The 17,332-nt window shown below is 73.1% G+C and carries 15 protein-coding genes; 6 read left to right on the top strand and 9 right to left on the bottom strand.

Annotated elements, in window-relative coordinates; genetic code table 11:
* Nucleotides 1-90: 90 nt before the first annotated feature.
* From ACGF5T_RS08845 to ACGF5T_RS08830, 4 genes are all read left to right on the top strand, one after another.
* Nucleotides 91-1,152, top strand: coding sequence for an energy-coupling factor ABC transporter permease (locus ACGF5T_RS08845; RefSeq protein ID WP_366766792.1), 1,062 nt, complete (start codon nucleotides 91-93; stop codon nucleotides 1,150-1,152).
* 1 nt (nucleotide 1,153) lies between these two features.
* Nucleotides 1,154-1,945, top strand: a complete 792-nt coding sequence (gene cbiQ / locus ACGF5T_RS08840) for a cobalt ECF transporter T component CbiQ (protein WP_366766793.1) — start codon at nucleotides 1,154-1,156, stop codon at nucleotides 1,943-1,945.
* Entirely contained in the window at nucleotides 1,933-2,712 is a 780-nt protein-coding gene (locus ACGF5T_RS08835; protein WP_356608958.1) for an ABC transporter ATP-binding protein, read from the top strand. Before cbiQ ends, ACGF5T_RS08835 begins: the two co-directional genes overlap by 13 nt.
* An 89-nt stretch (nucleotides 2,713-2,801) precedes the next feature.
* Nucleotides 2,802-4,016 (top strand): serine hydrolase domain-containing protein, encoded by a 1,215-nt coding sequence (locus ACGF5T_RS08830; RefSeq protein WP_366766817.1) that lies wholly within the window; start codon nucleotides 2,802-2,804, stop codon nucleotides 4,014-4,016.
* Between the two features lie 42 nt (nucleotides 4,017-4,058).
* Here ACGF5T_RS08830 and ACGF5T_RS08825 read toward each other — a convergent pair whose 3' ends face one another.
* The 5 genes from ACGF5T_RS08825 to ACGF5T_RS08805 all read right to left on the bottom strand — a co-directional run bounded on the left by ACGF5T_RS08825 (nucleotide 4,059) and on the right by ACGF5T_RS08805 (nucleotide 8,963).
* Nucleotides 4,059-4,334: a DUF1876 domain-containing protein gene (locus tag ACGF5T_RS08825; protein WP_356608960.1), complete on the bottom strand. Its 276-nt coding sequence runs from the start codon at nucleotides 4,332-4,334 to the stop codon at nucleotides 4,059-4,061.
* An 83-nt stretch (nucleotides 4,335-4,417) separates the two neighbouring features.
* Nucleotides 4,418-5,260: a DMT family transporter gene (locus ACGF5T_RS08820; protein ID WP_356608962.1), complete on the bottom strand. Its 843-nt coding sequence runs from the start codon at nucleotides 5,258-5,260 to the stop codon at nucleotides 4,418-4,420.
* Nucleotides 5,257-5,769, bottom strand: a complete 513-nt coding sequence (locus ACGF5T_RS08815; protein ID WP_356608964.1) for a YbaK/EbsC family protein — start codon at nucleotides 5,767-5,769, stop codon at nucleotides 5,257-5,259. Before ACGF5T_RS08815 ends, ACGF5T_RS08820 begins: the two co-directional genes overlap by 4 nt.
* Nucleotides 5,770-5,908: 139 nt before the next feature.
* Nucleotides 5,909-8,179 (bottom strand): MMPL family transporter, encoded by a 2,271-nt coding sequence (locus tag ACGF5T_RS08810; protein WP_361013823.1) that lies wholly within the window; start codon nucleotides 8,177-8,179, stop codon nucleotides 5,909-5,911.
* A 181-nt stretch (nucleotides 8,180-8,360) separates the two neighbouring features.
* Entirely contained in the window at nucleotides 8,361-8,963 is a 603-nt protein-coding gene (locus tag ACGF5T_RS08805) for a TetR/AcrR family transcriptional regulator (RefSeq protein ID WP_356608968.1), read from the bottom strand.
* 168 nt (nucleotides 8,964-9,131) lie between these two features.
* Between ACGF5T_RS08805 and ACGF5T_RS08800 the strand changes: the two genes are divergently transcribed.
* Nucleotides 9,132-12,668 carry a S41 family peptidase gene (locus tag ACGF5T_RS08800; RefSeq protein WP_366766794.1) on the top strand — a complete coding sequence of 1,179 codons (3,537 nt, stop codon included), beginning with the start codon at nucleotides 9,132-9,134 and terminating at the stop codon, nucleotides 12,666-12,668.
* A gap of 85 nt (nucleotides 12,669-12,753) precedes the next feature.
* On the opposite strand, the gene ACGF5T_RS08795 is transcribed toward ACGF5T_RS08800, so the two are convergent.
* The 4 genes from ACGF5T_RS08795 to ACGF5T_RS08780 form a co-directional block, all read right to left on the bottom strand.
* Complete coding sequence (locus ACGF5T_RS08795) at nucleotides 12,754-12,969, bottom strand: hypothetical protein (RefSeq protein WP_361013830.1); 216 nt, start codon at nucleotides 12,967-12,969, stop codon at nucleotides 12,754-12,756.
* An 88-nt stretch (nucleotides 12,970-13,057) separates the two neighbouring features.
* Nucleotides 13,058-13,963: an SDR family oxidoreductase gene (locus ACGF5T_RS08790; protein WP_356608974.1), complete on the bottom strand. Its 906-nt coding sequence runs from the start codon at nucleotides 13,961-13,963 to the stop codon at nucleotides 13,058-13,060.
* Complete coding sequence (locus ACGF5T_RS08785) at nucleotides 13,960-14,904, bottom strand: alpha/beta hydrolase (RefSeq protein ID WP_361013833.1); 945 nt, start codon at nucleotides 14,902-14,904, stop codon at nucleotides 13,960-13,962. Before ACGF5T_RS08785 ends, ACGF5T_RS08790 begins: the two co-directional genes overlap by 4 nt.
* The gene (locus ACGF5T_RS08780; protein WP_361013836.1) at nucleotides 14,901-16,466 is read right to left on the bottom strand and encodes an NAD(P)/FAD-dependent oxidoreductase; all 1,566 of its coding nucleotides are present in this window, start codon (nucleotides 16,464-16,466) and stop codon (nucleotides 14,901-14,903) included. Before ACGF5T_RS08780 ends, ACGF5T_RS08785 begins: the two co-directional genes overlap by 4 nt.
* A 133-nt stretch (nucleotides 16,467-16,599) precedes the next feature.
* On the opposite strand from ACGF5T_RS08780, the gene ACGF5T_RS08775 reads away from it, so the two are divergent.
* On the top strand, nucleotides 16,600-17,253 hold the full coding sequence (locus tag ACGF5T_RS08775; RefSeq protein WP_361013839.1) for a MerR family transcriptional regulator: 654 nt from the start codon (nucleotides 16,600-16,602) through the stop codon (nucleotides 17,251-17,253).
* Nucleotides 17,254-17,332 lie beyond the last annotated feature (79 nt).

Here is a 17,332-nt window from a genome sequence, read left to right as displayed (position 1 = left end):
TCTCACGCCTTTCGAGCCGAATACCACATGTGAGATCAGCCTTTACCTCGCTCTTGCAAACGGCTCGCAACTGGTCCCTATCATCGACTCGTGCATGTACCTGACGGATTCATCGACGCCCCGACCTCCGCCGTCACCGGCGTCGTCGCCGCGGGCGCCATCGCGGTCAGCCTGCGGGGCGCCCGACGGGAGCTGGACGAAAGGACGGCTCCGCTGGCGGGGCTGGTCGCGGCGTTCATCTTCGCGGTGCAGATGCTGAACTTCCCGGTAGCCGCCGGCACCAGCGGGCACCTGCTCGGCGGAGCCCTCGCCGCGATCCTCGTGGGCCCGTACACGGGGGTGCTGTGCGTCTCCGTGGTCCTGCTCCTCCAGGGAATCCTCTTCGCCGACGGCGGCCTGACCGCGCTCGGCGTCAACATCACCGACATGGCGATCGTCACCACGGTCGTCGCCTACGCCCTCTTCCGGGGCCTGGTGAAGGTCCTGCCCCGGAGCCGCCGCTCGGTGACCGTCGCCTCCTTCGTCGCCGCCCTCGTCTCCGTCCCGGCCGCCGCCCTCGCCTTCACCTTCCTGTACTGGATCGGCGGCACCACCGACATCGCCATCGGCAAGGTCGCCACCGCGATGGTCGGCGTGCACGTGCTGATCGGCATCGGCGAGGCCGCGATCACCGCACTGACCGTCGGCGCGGTCATCGCCGTGCGCCCGGACCTGGTGTACGGGGCGCGCGGCCTGACGCAGCGGCTCAAGCTGCGCGTGCACGGCGAACTCGTCGACGCCCCGGCGGCCGAGCCGGCCCCCGCCCCCGCCCGCTCGCACCGCACCCTGTGGATCACCGGCCTGGCCACCTCGCTGGTCCTGGCCGGCATCGTCAGCTTCTACGCCTCCGCCGACCCGGACGGGCTGGAGAAGGTCGCCGCCGACAAGGGCATCGACGAGAAGGCGAAGGAGCACGCGAACTCCGACTCCCCGCTCGCCGACTACGGCGTCGAGGACATCACGAACGCCCGCGTCTCCGGCGGTCTCGCGGGCGTCATCGGGGTCGGTGTCACGGTCGTCGCGGGCAGCGCGGTGTTCTGGTCGGTGCGCAGGCGCCGCGGCGACGACGCCTCCCCGACGAACACGGACACCAACACGGACACGTCGGTCTGACATGGGCGCGGATGGGGGCACCTCCCACGGCGTCAGCAGCGGGGGAGCACACCGGCTCTACCGGCACGGACACTCCCCCGTGCACGGCCTGCCGCCGCACACCAAGCTCGCCGCGGTCTTCGCGTTCGTGATCGTCGTGGTGTCGACGCCGCGCGAGGCGATGTGGGCCTTCGCCGTGTACGCGCTGCTGCTCGCGGCGGTGGCGTACGCGGCGCGCGTCCCGGCCGGCTTCCTGCTGAGGCGGCTGCTGATCGAGGTGCCGTTCGTCGCGTTCGCGGTCCTGATGCCGTTCGTGGCGGAGGGCGAGCGGATCGAGGTGCTCGGCATGCCGCTGAGCGTGAACGGCCTCTGGGGCGCCTGGAACGTCCTGGCCAAGGGCACCCTGGGCGTCGCCGCCTCGGTGCTCCTCGCCTCCACCACCGAGCTGCGCGAGCTGCTGCTGGGCCTCCAGCGGCTGAGGCTGCCGCCGCTGCTGGTGCAGATCGCGTCCTTCATGATCCGGTACGGGGACGTCATCGCGGACGAGATGCGGCGGATGCGGATCGCCCGGGAGTCACGCGGCTTCGAGGCGAGGGGCGTACGGCACTGGGGAGTGCTCGCCAAGTCGGCCGGCGCGCTCTTCATCCGCTCCTACGAGCGCGGCGAGCGCGTGCACCTGGCCATGGTCAGCCGCGGCTACACCGGTTCGATGCCGGTGATCGACGAGGTGACCGCATCCCGGGCGCAGTGGTCGTACGCGCTGGCCCTGCCCGTCGCCGCTCTCGTCGTCTGTCTGCTGGGATGGACCCTGTGAACGCAGCCACCGACACCGTGCCCGCCTCCCTGGAGGTCTCCGGCCTCGCCTTCGCCTACCCCGACGGGCACCAGGCCCTCTTCGGCGTGGACTTCTCCGTCGCCCGCGGTGAGCGGGTCGCGCTGCTCGGTCCGAACGGCGCGGGCAAGACCACCCTGGTGCTCCACCTCAACGGCATCCTGAGCGGCGGCACCGGCACGGTCACGGTCGCCGGGCTGCCCGTGGACCGGCGGAACATGGCGGAGGTCCGGCGCCGGGTCGGCATCGTCTTCCAGGACCCGGACGACCAGCTCTTCATGCCGACCGTGCGCGAGGACGTGGCGTTCGGACCGGCGGCGGCCGGGCTGAAGGGGGCGGAGCTGGAGGCCCGCGTGGACCGGGCGCTCGGCCTGGTCGGCATGGCGGAGTTCAAGGACCGGCCCCCGCACCACCTCTCCTTCGGCCAGCGGCGCCGGGTGGCGGTGGCGACCGTGCTCGCGATGGAGCCGGAGATCCTGGTCCTGGACGAGCCCTCCTCCAACCTCGACCCGGCCTCGCGCCGCGAACTCGCCGACATCCTGCGCTCCCTGGACGTCACGGTCCTGATGGTCACCCACGACCTGCCCTACGCCCTGGAGCTGTGCCCCCGGGCCCTGATCCTCAGCGACGGCGTGATCGCGGCGGACGGCCCGACGGCGGACCTGCTCTCCGACGACGCGCTGATGCGCGCCCACCGCCTGGAGCTGCCCTTCGGCTTCGACCCGCGGTCGGTGTCGACGCGCGGGTGAGGAATCGCAGGCGCCCGGCGAGGGTTGCACCCACTGTCGCAGGCGATCGGAAGGGACACCGGGAAGTGGACGCGGAAGCGGGCGTGGGCGTGGACGTGCACGGCACGGTGGCCGGGGGTTTCGAGCCGGTCCGGGACGCGTTCGCGCGGAACTTCGCGACGCTCGGGGAGCGGGGCGCGGCGGTCGCCGTGTACCGGGACGGGCGCAAGGTCGTGGACCTGTGGGGTGGCACCAAACACGTAGACGGCGCGGACGGCGCGGACGGCGCCGGCGACCGGGAGCCGTGGCGCCGGGGCACCGCCCAGCTCGTGCGCTCGGCGACGAAGGGCGTCGCCGCCGCCGTGCCGCTGCTGCTGCACCGGCGCGGGAAGCTGGACCTGGACGCGCCGGTGGGCGCGTACTGGCCGGAGTTCAAGGCGCACGGCAAGGAGCGGGTGCTGGTCCGGCACGTGCTGAACCACCGGGCGGGGCTGCCGGTCCTGGACCGCCCGCTCACCCCCGAGGAGACCCTCGACCCGCTGCGGGGCCCGCGGGCCGTCGCCGCCCAGGCACCCGTGTGGGAGCCCGGCACCGACCACGGTTACCACGCGCTGACGTACGGCTGGCTGCTCGACGAGCTGGTCCGCAGGGTGACGGGCGGGCGCGGCGCCGGTGAGTGGATCGCGGACGAGATCGCCGGGCCGCTGGGACTGGACCTGTGGGTGGGACTGCCGGCCGCGGAGGAGGCGGCGGGCCGCGCCGGACGGGTCGGGCGCCTGGAGGAGCCCGAGCCCTCGGGGAGCGGGCCGCGGCTGCGCCCCAAGCGCGCCGTCACCGAGGCCTACGGGGACCCGGACTCCCTCACCCGCCGCGCCTTCGCCGCGATCACCCCGTTCCCCGACCAGAACGACCCCGTCTACCGGGCCGCCGCCCTCCCCGCGGCCAACGGCATCGCGACGGCGGAGGGGCTGGCCCGCTTCTACGCGGCGCTGATCGGCGAGGTCGACGGCGTGACCCGGAACGTGCGGCTGTTCGACGCGGCCACCATGGAGGCGGCCCGCCGCGAGGAGTCGGCCGGACCGGACCGGGTCCTCGTCGTCCCCACCCGTTTCGGCCTCGGCTACATGCTGCACGGCAGCGCGTCGCCGTTCCTGTCGCCCGGGTCCTTCGGCCACCCCGGCCGCGGCGGCGCCCTCGGCTTCGCCGACCCGGAGTCGGGCATCGCCTTCGGCTACGTCACCAACGGCTTCCGCAAGACGGTGACGGCCGACCCGCGGGCCCAGGCACTGGTGCGGGCGGTACGGGCGTCGATCGAGGCGGGCTGACCCGGCGGACGCCGCCGCGGGAGACCTTCGGGCGCCGCCGGTTCAGACGTGGATCGGGTGGGACGTCCGCCCCGACGCCGCGTCGATCTCCTCGTGCGCCTTGGTGAGCAGCTGCATCGCCAGCTCGTTCAACGCGCGTGCCCCCGCCACCTCCTCACCTACCCTCGGCTGCTGGGCGTCGACGCGGTGCCGGCTGGCGTGGCCGTGCGCGCGGACCTCGCTGCCGTCGGGGAGCCGCACCATCGCGACGGCCCGCGTGTGCTGGTCGTCCTCCATGAACTCCATCTCGACATGCCATCCCACTGCGGTGTGCATCATGACGGGTCACCTCCGGAGTACCTGCTTCCAGGGTGCTCCTCGCGGCCGCCCGGCGCACCACGCCGCCGCCCGCACCGCGTCGCTCACGTGTGCAGCATCAGCCCGATCCCGACGACGAGGAGCCCCGCCGCCGCGAGCCGGGGCGCGCCGAACCGCTCCTGGAAGAAGAGGGCCCCGATCGCCGCGCCGACCAGGATCGAGGACTCGCGCAGCGCCGCGATCGGGGCGAGTTCGGCGCGGGTCTGCGCCCACAGGACGAGCCCGTACGCGGTGACGGACAGCCCCGCACCGAGCAGCCCGAGCCTCGCCTGCGGCCGCAGCAACGCCCAGGCGCCGGTGCGGTGGCGGTACAGGAAGTACGCCGGGAGGGCCGTGCCCTGCACCGTCATCAGCCAGGCGATGTACCCGAGGGAGGACCCGGAGGCGCGGACGCCCAGCCCGTCGACCACCGTGTACGCCGCGATGGTCACCCCGGTCGCCAGGGCCGCGCCGATCGCCGCCCAGTCGGGCCTCCGTCCGCGCAGCCCCCACAGGGCGACGCCGGTCAGGCCCGCGCAGGACAGCAGGATGCCGCCGGTGGCCCAGCGGTCCGGCACCTCTCCCGCGAAGACCGCGGCGAGGACGGTGACCACCAGCGGCGCGCTGCCGCGGGCGATCGGGTAGGCCTGACCGAAGTCGCCCAGCCGGAAGGAGCGCATCAGCAGGGCGTAGTACACGAGGTGGATCGCGGCGGAGGCCAGGAGGTACGGCCACGCCCCGGCCGCCGGGAACGCCGTGAACGGCAGCAGCGCGAGCCCGATGAGCATCCCGCCGCCGGATATCAGCGCGAAGCCGGTCAGCTTGTCCGGGATGCGGTGGGCGATCGCGTTCCAGCTCGCGTGCGTCACCGCGGCGAGCAGGACGGCGCCGGCGACCAGCGGGGTCATCCGGTGCGCTCGCGCACGTCCACGAGGGTGGCACCGGCGGTGGCGACGAGCTCCTCGGGCTCCATCGGGAAGACGGCGTACGGGGTGCCGGCGGCGGCCCAGACGACGTCGTGCGCGAGCAGGGACCGGTCGGCGAGCACCCGGGTCCGTTCACGGTGGCCGAAGGGCGGCACGCCTCCGATCGCGTACCCGGTCGTCTCCCGTACGACGTCGGCCCTGGCCCGGGTGACCTTGTCGGCGCCGAGTTCCTCGCGGACCCGCTCCAGGTCGACGCGGGAGGCGCCGTCCATGAGGACCAGGACGGGCACGCCGTCGGCGGCGAAGACGAGCGACTTGCAGATCTGGCTCAGCTCGCACCCGATCGCGGCGGCGGCCTCGGCGGCGGTGCGGGTGGCCTCCGGGAAGCGCCGCGCCCGCGCCGCCAGGTCAGCCAGGCCCAGCTCCCGCAGGGCCTCGGCGAAACGGGGGTGGGCTGCGGGCGCGTCGGGGGTGCCGTCGGTCGTGGTCATGCGGGGCACGCTAGCGGTGGGTGCGGTCCCCGTGCGAGCGGGTTGCGGGGCGTGCACGGAGGAAGCCGGTGAGGGCAGCCCCGTCCCCACGGAAGCCCTCACCGGCTGGTCGTTCGCCCCTCCTGTCGGAGGGGGCGGGTCAGGTGCGCACCAGCTCCCGGTCCTCGTCGGGGCCGGAGCCCCGCTCCTCGGCCGTGCGCAGGCCCTCACCCTCGACGTCCACGTTGGGCAGCGCGCGGTCCAGCCACCTCGGCAGCCACCAGGCCTTCTTGCCGAGCAGCGCGAGGACGGCCGGGACGATGGCCATGCGGACGACGAACGCGTCGAAGAAGACGGCGATCGCCAGCCCGAAGCCGATCATCTTGACCATCGCCTCACTGGAGCCGATGAAGCCCGCGAAGACCGCCATCATGATGACCGCCGCCGCTGTAACCACCCTCGCGCCGTGCTTGAAGCCGGTCACGACGGCCTGGTTCGGCTTCTCGCCGTGGACGTAGGCCTCGCGCATGCGGGTGACCAGGAAGACCTCGTAGTCCATGGCCAGGCCGAAGACCACGCCGACCATGAAGATCGGCATCATCGACATGACCGGACCGGTCTCCTCGACGCCCATCAGGCCGGACAGCCAGCCCCACTGGAAGACCGCGACGACCGCGCCGAGCGCCGCCATGACGGAGAGCAGGAAGCCGAGGGCCGCCTTCAGCGGGACCAGGATCGAGCGGAAGACCACGATCAGCAGGAGGAAGGCCAGGCCGACGACCAGGACCAGGTACGGCACCAGCGCGTCGTTCAGTTTCTGGCTGACGTCGATGTTCATCGCCGTCGAACCGGTGACGAGGGTCTCCGCCCCGGTGTCCGCCTTGATGGCGCCGCCCGCGTCGCGGATGGCGTGCACCAGGTCCTCGGTCTGCACGGAGGACGGCTTGGAGTCGGGGATCACGGTGATCGTCGCGGTGTCGCCGGCCTTGTTGGGCGCGGCCGGGGTCACCGCCACGACGTCGTCGAGTCCCTTGATCTCGTCGGAGACGTCGGTGAAGACCTGCTGGGGGGCCTCGCTGCCCTTGGCGTCCACGACGACCATCAGCGGCCCGTTGAAGCCGGGGCCGAAGCCCTCCGAGAGCAGGTCGTAGGCCCGGCGCTGGGTGGTGGACGTCGGCTGGGAGCCGTCGTCGGGCAGGCCCAGTTCCAGGGAGGCCGCGGGGATCGCGGCGGCCCCGAGGCCGACGACGCCCAGCAGCAGGACGGCCAGCGGACGGCGGACGACGAAGCTCGCCCAGCGGGTGCCGAGGTTGGCCTTGGCGGGCCCGCCCTGGGCCTTCGCGGCGTCCTTCGTGCCGTCCTTCGCGGCGTCCTTCGCGGCGTCCTTCTTCCGGGCGCCGCCCAGCAGCCTGCCCTTCGCACCGGTCGGCTTGACCCGGCGGCCGGCGTAACCGAGCAGCGCGGGGACCATCGTCAGGGCGATCAGGACCGCGATGGCGACGGTGGCGGCCGCCGCGATGCCCATCTTGGTCAGCATCGGGATGTTGACGACCGCGAGGCCCACCAGGGCGATGACGACCGTGAGGCCGGCGAAGACGACCGCCGAGCCGGCGGTGCCGACCGCCCGGCCCGCGGCCTCCTCGCGCTCACGCCCCTCGGCGAGTTCGGCGCGGTAGCGGGAGACGATGAACAGGGCGTAGTCGATGCCGACCGCGAGGCCGATCATCATCGCCAGGATGGAGGTGGTGGAGCCCAGCTCCAGCACGCTCGCGAGAGCGGTGATGGAGGAGACGCCGATGCCGACGCCGATCAGGGCCGTGAGCAGGGGCAGTCCGGCCGCGACCAGCGAGCCGAAGGTGATGACGAGGACGACGGCGGCCACCGCGATGCCGATGATCTCCGTGGCGCCGGTGTGCGGCACCGCCTGGAGCGCGTCACCGCCGACCTCGACGGTCAGCCCGGCGTCACGCGCCTGCTGCGCGGCGTCCTCCAGGGCGTCCTTGGTGGACTCCTCCAGCTCCATGCCGGAGACGTCGTACCGGACCGACGCGTAGGCGATCGCGCCGTCCTTGCTGACGGCCTTGCCCTGGTAGGGGTCGGCGACCGAGGCGACCTCGGAGCCGTCGGCCAGGTCGGCGACGGCCTTCTCGACGGTGGCCCTGTGGCCGGCGTCGGTCATCTTCTCGCCGGACGGTGCCTTGAAGACCACGCGTGCGGTGGCCCCGTCGGCGCTCTGTCCCGGGAAGCGCTCCTCGAGCAGGTCGAAGGCCTTCTGGGCCTCGGTGCCGGGGATGGAGAAGGAGGTGGTGCCGGCGGGCGGGGCACTGGCCGCGCCGACGCCGGCGAGCGTCAGCAGGGCCACCCATATGAGGGCGACGAAGTGCCGTCGGCGGAAGGCGAGCCGGCCGAGTTTGTAGAGGAACGTTGCCACGGGGGCGTACTCCCGGTCAGGTCGTGGGTCTTCAGGGCAGGGGTGATCAGCCCGACGACGGTGGGGGTACCACCCATGCCCTTGAGGCAATGGGGGAGGTGACGTCAGGTGGGGCTCAGGTGGGGCTCAGGTGGATGCGGTCGGGGACCAGGTGGGGATCGCCCGAGGGTGGGGGGACGGATCAGGGGGTGGGGGAGACGCCGAGGGCGGGGAGCATCACGGCGTCGATGTACGAGGTGAGGAAGGCCCGGGTGGGGGGCTGGTCGTCGAGCAGCGTCCGGGTGGCGAAGCCGCCGACCATCATGTGCACGAGGAACTCCAGCGCCGGGCAGTCCGCTCTGATCTCGCCCCGGTCGACGGCGCGCTGCAGCAGGCGCCGGAACTCCGCCATCTCCGGTTCGACGAGTTGCTCCCGGAAGGCCTGGCGCAGGTCCGGGTTCTGGTGCAGGGCCATGGCCACGCCCCGCATCAGCGCGGAGTTCTGGGCCATGGTGCAGTCGTCCTCGCGGGCCAGCAGCGCGTGCAGGTCGCCCCGGAGCGTGCCGGTGTCGACCTCGCTGATCTCCCCCGGCTTGTTGTGCCGCATCGCCTTGACGACCAGCTCGGGCTTGCCGCCCCACTGGCGGTAGAGCGTCGCCTTGCTGGAGCGGGTGCGGGCGGCCACGGCGTCCATGGTGAGGGCGTCGTAGCCGACTTCGCGGAGCAGGTCGAGCACGGCCTCGTACAGCTCGGCCTCGCGCTCGGGAGTGATCCGACTGCGGCGCACGGTGGCTGCCTCGGTCATCCCGCTCACCTCTCTCTCCACTTCCCCGGGTGCCGACGGTCAGAACGACACCGTTTCGTACACCGAAAAGGTACCCCACCCCCTATCGAAACGAAACGGTTTCGTACGTGGCTTGGGTCACGGTTGTCAGCTCCCCATAAGTTGCCGGTACCCCGGGCCCGGAAAAGCATGGGGTGGGTGAGTTATCTGCGCCTTCCCCACCTCAGTGGCGACCAGTTGTGCTTCGTGGCCGAGGACGACCTCTGGCTGGCGGACCTCGACGGTCCCGGCCGCGCCTGGCGGCTCACCGTCGACCGCGCCAAGGCCGGCCACCCGCGCTTCTCCCCGGACGGGCGCCACATCGCGTACACCAGCTGGCGCAGCCTGGTGCCGGAGGTCCACCTCGTCCCCGTCGACGGCGGCCCCGGGCGCCGGCTCACCCACTGGGGCGGCCTCGACACCCGGGTCTGCGGTTGGTCGCCCCCCGAGCCCGACGGCACCGCCGCCATCCTCGCCGTCGCCTCCCACGGCGAGCCCTTCTCCCACCTCACCTGGGCCTACAAGGTCGACCCGGCCGGCGACCCCGGCCGCAAACTCCCCTGGGGCCCGGTCACCGACATCCAGGCCGCCGACCTCGACGGCGAACGCAGGACCCTCCTGCTCACCGGCACCCCGCCGCACGAACCCGCCTCCTGGAAGCGCTACCGGGGCGGGGCCACCGGCCGGCTCTGGCTGCACGGGCAGCGGCTCCTGCCCGACCTGGGCGGCCATCTGCACTCCCCCCTGTTCGTCAGCGGCCGGATCGCCTTCCTCTCCGACCACGAGGGCGTCGGCAACCTCTACTCCTGCGCCCACGACGGCACCGACCTGCGCCGGCACACCGACCACGACGCCTTCTACGCCCGGCACGCGGCGAGCGACGGCACCCGCGTGGTGTACCAGTGCGCCGGCGACCTGTGGATCGTCGACAGCCTGTCGCCCGGCTCGGTGCCGCGCCGGCTCGACGTCCGGCTCAGCGGGCCGCGCGCGGGACGGCGCACCCACCCGGTGCCCGCCGCCCAGCACGTGGGTGGCTTCTCCGTCGACGAGACGGGCCGGGCGAGCGCCGTGGTGGTGCGCGGCAGCCTGTACTGGCTCACCCACCGCGACGGACCGGCCCGCACCCTCGCCGACACCCCGGGAGTACGGGTGCGGCTGCCGGAGATGCTCGGGGCGAGCGGACGGATCGCGTACGTGACGGACGCGGCGGGCGAGGACGCCGTCGAGATCGTCCACCTGCCGCGGGCGACCGGGAGCCGCGCACCCCGGCGGCTGGCGTCCGGAGCGCTGGGCCGGGTCCTGGAGCTGGTCTCGGACCCGGCGGGCGAGCGCCTCGCCCTCGCCTCCCACGACGGCCGGCTGCTGCTGCTCGACGTCTCGGAGGAGGACGGGGAGGCCGCCCAGGCGCTGGCCGCGGGGGGCGTCGGGGACTCGGGAGAGGCGGGGGACTCGGGAGAGGCGGGGGACTCGGGAGACGCGGGAGCCTCGGGAGACGCCGGGAAGGCGGGAGACGCCGGGAAGACGGGAGACGCCGGGAAGACGGGAGACGCGGGAGCCTCGGGAGACGCCGGGAAGGCGGGAGGCGCGGGGAAGACGGGAGACGCGGGAGCCTCGGGAGACGCCGGGAGCCCGGCCGAGGTGGTCACCCCCACCGGAACCGCCGGAGGCCACGTCACCGAGCTGGTCCGGTCCGACAACGGTCCCGTGCGCGACCTCGCCTTCTCCCCGGACGGGGCCTGGCTCACCTGGTCGCACCCCGGCATCGGGCGCTCGCTGCGGCAGATCAGGATGGCCCGCATCGACGGGCCGGAGGGCCCCCTCGTCGTCGACGTCACCAACGGCCGCTTCGAGGACGAGAACCCGGTCTTCACCCGGGACGGCCGCTACCTCGCCTTCCTGTCCTGGCGCGGCTTCGACCCGGTGTACGACGTGCACACCGGCGACCTGTCCTTCCCGCTGGGCTGCCGCCCCTACCTGGTGCCGCTCTCCTCCGCGACCCCCTCCCCCTTCGCGCTGAACCCCGAGGGCCGCCCCGCCGCCGGCGGCCTGGACCCGCTGGACGACGAGCCCGGCGAGGGCGGCACGGTGACCGTCGAGGTGGAGGGGCTGGAGAGCCGCGTGACACCGTTCCCGGTCACCGCCTCCAAGTACTCGGCGCTGCACCCGGTCGCGGGCGGCGGCCTGGTCTGGCTGCGCTGGCCGATCTCGGGCGCGCTCGGCGAGACCTTCGCCAACCCGGCGGACCCGAGCGAGCGGCCGACCCTGGAGCACTTCAACCTCGCCAAGGCCAGGAAGTCCGAACTGGTCGACCACCTCGACTGGTTCCGGGTCAGCGGCGACGGCACCCGCCTGGTCGTCCTCGACGAGGGCGACCTGCGCGCGGTGCCCGCCGCCGAGGCCGGCGACAGCGACACGACCACCTGGATCGACCTGCGGCGCATCCTGCACGAGGTCGACCCGGGCGCGGAGTGGCGCCAGGCCTACGACGAGGCGGGCCGCCTGATCCGCGCCTACTTCTGGGACCCCGGCATGTGCGGCATCGACTGGGACGCGGTGCTGGACCAGTACCGCCCGCTGGTCGAACGGGTCGCCTCCCCGGACGAGTTCGCCGACCTGCTCCGCGAGGTGCTCGGCGAGCTGGGCACCTCCCACGCCTACGTCTCCGCCGCCCGGCGCAACGAGGGCCCCGCGCACTACCAGCGCCGGCAGGGCCTGCTCGGCGCCAACCTCGTGTGCCGGGAGGGGCGGTGGCTGGTCAAGCGCATCCTGCCCGGTGACTCCTCCGACTCCAAGGCCCGCTCCCCGCTGGCCGGTACGGGCATCCGCGAGGGGGCGGTGCTCACGCACGTCGACGGCCGGCCGGTCGACCCGGTGACGGGTCCCTACCCGCTGCTGGCGGGCGCGGGCGGCACGACGGTGGAGCTGACCTTCGACCCGGCGGAGGGCTGCTTGGGCCCGGCCCGGCGCATCGCCGTCGTACCGCTCGTCGACGAACGACCGCTGCGCTACCAGGACTGGGTGGCCAAACGCCGCGAGGTGGTGCGGAGGTTGAGCGACGGCCGCTGCGGCTACCTGCACATCCCCGACATGGGCGGCTCCGGCTGGGCGCAGTTCAACCGCGACCTGCGCATGGAGGTGTCCCGTCCGGCGCTGATCGTGGACGTGCGCGGCAACGCCGGAGGGCACATCAGCGAACTCGTCATCGAGAAGCTGACCCGCACCATCCTCGGCTGGGACCTGACCCGCAACGCGCAACCGGTGTCGTACACCTCCAACGCGCCGCGCGGGCCCGTGGTGGCCGTCGCGGACGAGGCGACGTCCTCCGACGGGGACATGATCACGGCCGCGTTCAAGCTGCTGCGGCTCGGCCCGGTGGTCGGCCAGCGCACCTGGGGCGGAGTCGTCGGCATGACCGGCCGGCACCGGCTCGGCGACGACACGGTGATCACGGTGCCGATGAACGCGGCCTGGTTCGACGCCTACGGCTGGTCCGTGGAGAACTACGGCGTCGCCCCCGACGTCGAGGCCCTGCGCACCCCGCTGGACTGGGCGGAGGGCCGCTACCCGGTGCTGGACGAGGCGGTCCGGCTGGCGCTGGAGCTGCTGGAGACCGACCCGCCCGCCACGCCCCCCGGCTACGGGGACGTACCCGACCGCTCCCGCCCGCCGCTGCCACCGCGGGCGTGACACAAGGGCCGGGGACGGGGGCCGGGCACGGTGAAGGGGCGTCCTCCCCCGTGGGAGGACGCCCCTTCACCTCGGCCTCGACGCGTCAGGCGTCGTAGCTCTCCTCGAGACGCTCGTCGGCGTCACGACGGCGCGAGGACGGGTCCCGCTCCTCCGCGGCCCGGCGACGGGCGGGGTCGACCTCGTCCTCGTCGCGACGGCGGTCGCGGTTCTGGAATTGGTCCTTGGCCTGCTCGGCCCGCTGCTTGCCCTGCTGCTGCATGCGCTCGGCCTTGTCCTGGAACTGGTCCTTCATACCCATGTGGGTTCACTCCTGTGCTGATCGGGCCCGACCGGATCGGCCGGGTGCCCGATCAGATTCACATGGGCGGTGACCGTGCGCATGTCGATCACTTACGGACCGTAACGGTGCTGGTGGCGGGGCTGTTCCGCTGCTTTTCGTCGGCGGCTCCGCCGGCCCCGACCAGGCCCACGCGCACGTGGTCCAGCCGGTCCCCGAAGCGCCGCATCTCGCGCTGTCCCACGGTGCCGATGAGGGCCGGCAGGTACCCGCGCACGCCCTGCATGCCGCGCAGCCACCACTGCCCGTAGACGTGGGCGGAGCGGCGCTCTATGCCCTCCACGAGCCGGTCGACCGCCGGACCCAGCGGATAGGTCTTGTTCGACGGCCAGGGCAGCCGCTGCCGCAACTCCCGCATGACGTCGTCCTGGTCGGCCCCCCGCACCATGTCCGTGTCGGTCCAGGACAGGTAGCCCACGCCGACCTTCACCCCCCGGTGGCCGACCTCACCGCGCAGGCTGTGCGCGTACGCCTCCACACCGGACTTGGACGCGCAGTACGCCGACATCATCGGCGCGGGCGTGAGGGCGGCGAGGGACGCGATCTGGAGCAGGTAGCCACGGCTCTCCAGCAGCGCCGGCAGGAAGGCGCGGGCCGTCACCGCCGAGCCGATCAGATTGACCTCGATCACCCGCCGCCAGGACTCCGGGTCGGAGTCGACGAAGGGACCGCCGGTGGCGACGCCCGCGTTGGCGACGACGATGTCGACCCTGCCGAAGCGCTGCTTCACCTCCTCGGCGACCCGGGCCATCGCCTCGTGGTCGGTGACGTCGGCGTGCCAGTGCTCGCTCTCGCTGTGCAGCCGCGCCGAGACCTGCTTCAGCGCGTCCGGCTCCAGGCCGACCAGGGCGAGCTTCACCCCGCGCGCGGACAGCTTGCGGGCCAGCAACTCCCCCACGCCCCGTGCCGCTCCGGTGACGACGGCGACCCGTCCTTCCAGGCTCACCCTGCTCATGCGCTCTCCTCTGCGGGTACGGCACGCTCCTCGCGTGCAGTGGACAGGTGGGCGGCGGCGAGGGCGCGGATCTTCCCGGTGACCAGGTCCGGCGCCTCCACCGGCGTCATGTGGCCGACGCCGGGAAGCTCCGTGACGCCCACGCAGTTCGGCAGTGCGGCGACGAGCGCACGGGCCTGCACCGGCGGGGTCAGCCGGTCCGCGGTGCCGACCACGACCTCGACCGGCATCGTCAACTCCCGCACCCCCTCGTCCAGGTCGAGCAGGTCCAGCACCTGCGACCAGGCGTGCCGCACCCCGCGCGGACAGGCGTGCACGATGCGGGCGCAGGCCTCCACCATGTGCGGGCCCGAACCGGGGCCCAGTGTCCCGTACTTGAGGATGCGGCGCGCGAGCGGAGTGACCGGGCCGAGCGGCGCCCGGGAGCCGAGGATCCGCCGGGTCAGCCAGGTCCGCACCCGGCCCTCCCCGAGCGGCACCACGGTCGAGGACGCCACCAGCCGCGAACTGCCCGTGCTGCACAGCAGGACGGCCGCCACGTGCGCCCGCACCCGGGGCCGGGTGGCGGCAGCCATCACCGTCATGCCGCCCATGGAGTGCCCGGCGACCACCGCCCGTTCGTCCGGGCCGAGCGTGGCCGCGAGGACGGCTTCGAGGTCGTCGGCGAGGGTCTCGGTGGAGCAGGCCGGGTGGGCCGGGCTGCGGCCGTGGCCGCGCTGGTCGTAGGCGATGACCCGGTGGTCGGCGGCGAGCGCGCGGATCTGCGCCGCCCAGAAGGCGGTCGAGCAGCACCAGCCGTGCGCGAGGACGACCGCGGGCGCGTCCTCGCGGCCGTGCACCTCGACGTGGAGGCGGGCGCCATCGGCCGCGACGACGGTCGTCTCGTGGGCGGGGACGGGCGGGGCGTACGGCCCGGCGGCGTCGTGCAGGATGCGGCTCACGCGCTCACCCCGGTGCTCCGGCCGGTGCTCGGGCCGGTGGTCTGCGCCTCGCCCTCCCCGGCGGCCGCCCTCGTGGCGGCCTGCGCCCGCAGCACCTCGTACTCGGCGAGGTCCACGCGCCGCGTCATCCGGCGGAACTCGGCGGTCGTGCCGGGCCAGACGGTGGTGTTGCGGCCGCTCGCGTCCAGGTACCAGCTGGTGCAGCCGCCGGTGTTCCACACCGTGCGCTTCATGCGCTCCTGCACCCGGTGGTTCCACGTCCGCACGGCGGCGGGGCGGGCGTCGAGGGCGACCGTGCCACCGAGCACGTCGATCTGACGCAGGTAGTCCGCCAGGTAGTTCAGCTGGGACTCGATCATCAGGATCATCGAGGAGTTCCCGAGCCCGGTGTTGGGCCCGATGATCGTCATGAAGTTGGGGAAGCCGGCCGCCGAGGCGCCGCGCAGGGACTCCATGCCGCCCTTCCAGGTCTCGGCGAGGGTCCGTCCGTCCGCGCCCACGACACGCTCGGCGATGGGCATGTCGGTCACGTGGAAGCCGGTACCGAAGATGATCGCGTCCGCCTCCGCCTCGGTGCCGTCGGCGGCGACCAGGGTCGAGCCGCGCACCTCGCTGAGCCCGCTCGCGACGACGTCGACGTTGGGCTGGGCGAGCGCCGGGTAGTACGTGCTCGACAGCAGGATCCGCTTGCAGCCGATGCGGTAGTCGGGGGTCAGCTTGGCGCGCAGGGCCGGGTCCTTGATGGCGGCGCCCATGTTGCGCTTGGCGATCTGCTCGACGAAGCCCAGCTCGTTCGGGTGTTTGGTGAACGCCTGCACCTGGAGCTCCCGGATGCCCCACAGCAGTCCCCGGCGCAGCTTGGTGGTGACGGGCAGCGCCCGGTGCAGGGCCCGCTCGGCACCGCTGATCGCCCGGTCCATGCGGGGCATCACCCAGGCCGGGGTGCGCTGGAAGAGCGTGAGCCGGCCCACCTGCGGCTGGATGGACGGCACGATCTGGATCGCGGAGGCGCCGGTACCGATCATGGCGACCCGCTTGCCGGTGAGGTCGTAGTCGTGGTCCCAGCGGGCCGAGTGGAAGACCTCGCCGGGGAAGGACTCCAGCCCGGGGATGTCCGGGACCTTCGGGTCGGACAGCGGCCCGGTGGCGGAGACCACGACATCGGCGGTCAGGCTGCCGCTCGCGGTGTCGATCTCCCACCGCATCCGCTCACCGTCCCAGGCCGCCCTCTTCACCTCGGAGCCGAAGCGGATGTGGGGACGGAGCCCGAAGGTGTCGGTCACGTGCTCCAGGTAGGCGCGGATGTGCTCCTGCCCGGAGAAGGTGCGGGGCCACTCGGGATTGGGGGCGAAGGAGAAGGAGTACAGGTGGGAGGGCACGTCACAGGCACAGCCGGGGTAGCTGTTGTCCCGCCAGGTGCCCCCGACGCTGTCCGACCGCTCCAGCACGACGAAGTCGGTGATCCCCTCACGGCGCAGCCGCACGGCGGCCCCCAGCCCGCCGAAGCCCGACCCGATCACCGCCACCCGCACGTGTTCCTGAACCTGCTCGTGCTCGGCCATCCCGTAAGCCTCCACGCATCGCCTAGGACTCTGCCAGTGAACACTGGCGCAATGGGAGCGTAGAACAGCTCCGTACTCATGGGTAGGGGGCGCGGCGAGGAAAGTTACCCGCGGTACGACTTAAGGTCGGGGCGTGACCGAGAAGCGTGAATACCGCATGGAGGAACTGGCCCGGCTGGCCGGCATCACGGTGCGCACCCTGCGCTTCTACCGCGAACGCAAACTGATCCCGCCACCCCGCCGCGAGGGCCGCATCGCCTGGTACGACGACCACCACCTGGCCCGGCTGCGCACCATCGCCGCCCTCCTGGAACGCGGCCACACCCTGAACGGCATCGCGGAACTCGCCGACGCCTTCGACCACGGCCGCGACGTCGGCGACCTGCTCGGCCTCGGCGAACCCACCGAGGAGACCCCGGTCCGCCTCACCCCCGAGGAACTCGCCGCCCGCTTCGAGGGCGAGGTCACCCCGGAGAACCTGGCCGCCGCGATGGACCTCGGCTATCTCGGCACCGACGGCGACGAACTCGTCCACATCAGCCACCGCCTGCTGGAGGTCTCCTCGGCCCTGGTCCGCGAGGGCATCCCGCTCGGCGAGGTCCTCCGGGCCGGCGCCCGCGTCCGCGAACACGCCGACGCCCTGGCCGACCTCTTCGCCGACCTCGTACGACGCCACGCCCCCGCCCAGGACCTCGACCGCCTGCGCCCCCTCGCCCGCAGCGTGGTCGAGGCGGAACTGTCCCTGGCGTTGGACCGGCGGATAAGGACGCGAACGGACTCCACCTGACTCGTTCACCCCATCGGGCTACTTCTCCGGAATCCGCCTACGAAAGTCAGTTCCTGCTCCGACAGTGAGATCGAAAAGG

This window comes from Streptomyces sp. NPDC047853 (assembly GCF_043204535.1).
Taxonomy (GTDB): domain Bacteria; phylum Actinomycetota; class Actinomycetes; order Streptomycetales; family Streptomycetaceae; genus Streptomyces.
The sequence above is the reverse complement of the archived record's forward strand: the minus strand, read 5'-3'. Positions and strand labels throughout refer to the sequence as shown.

Excerpts from the sequence above, each read along its gene's own strand:
- ACGF5T_RS08825 (WP_356608960.1), bottom strand. The coding sequence starts at position 4,334 with ATGATGCACACCGCAGTGGGATGGCATGTCGAGATGGAGTTCATGGAG.
- cbiQ (WP_366766793.1), top strand. The coding sequence starts at position 1,154 with ATGGGCGCGGATGGGGGCACCTCCCACGGCGTCAGCAGCGGGGGAGCA.
- ACGF5T_RS08790 (WP_356608974.1), bottom strand. The coding sequence starts at position 13,963 with ATGAGCAGGGTGAGCCTGGAAGGACGGGTCGCCGTCGTCACCGGAGCG.
- ACGF5T_RS08800 (WP_366766794.1), top strand. The coding sequence starts at position 9,132 with ATGGGGTGGGTGAGTTATCTGCGCCTTCCCCACCTCAGTGGCGACCAG.
- ACGF5T_RS08820 (WP_356608962.1), bottom strand. The coding sequence starts at position 5,260 with ATGACCCCGCTGGTCGCCGGCGCCGTCCTGCTCGCCGCGGTGACGCAC.
- ACGF5T_RS08805 (WP_356608968.1), bottom strand. The coding sequence starts at position 8,963 with ATGACCGAGGCAGCCACCGTGCGCCGCAGTCGGATCACTCCCGAGCGC.
- ACGF5T_RS08835 (WP_356608958.1), top strand. The coding sequence starts at position 1,933 with ATGGACCCTGTGAACGCAGCCACCGACACCGTGCCCGCCTCCCTGGAG.
- ACGF5T_RS08795 (WP_361013830.1), bottom strand. The coding sequence starts at position 12,969 with ATGGGTATGAAGGACCAGTTCCAGGACAAGGCCGAGCGCATGCAGCAG.
- ACGF5T_RS08815 (WP_356608964.1), bottom strand. The coding sequence starts at position 5,769 with ATGACCACGACCGACGGCACCCCCGACGCGCCCGCAGCCCACCCCCGT.
- ACGF5T_RS08780 (WP_361013836.1), bottom strand. The coding sequence starts at position 16,466 with ATGGCCGAGCACGAGCAGGTTCAGGAACACGTGCGGGTGGCGGTGATC.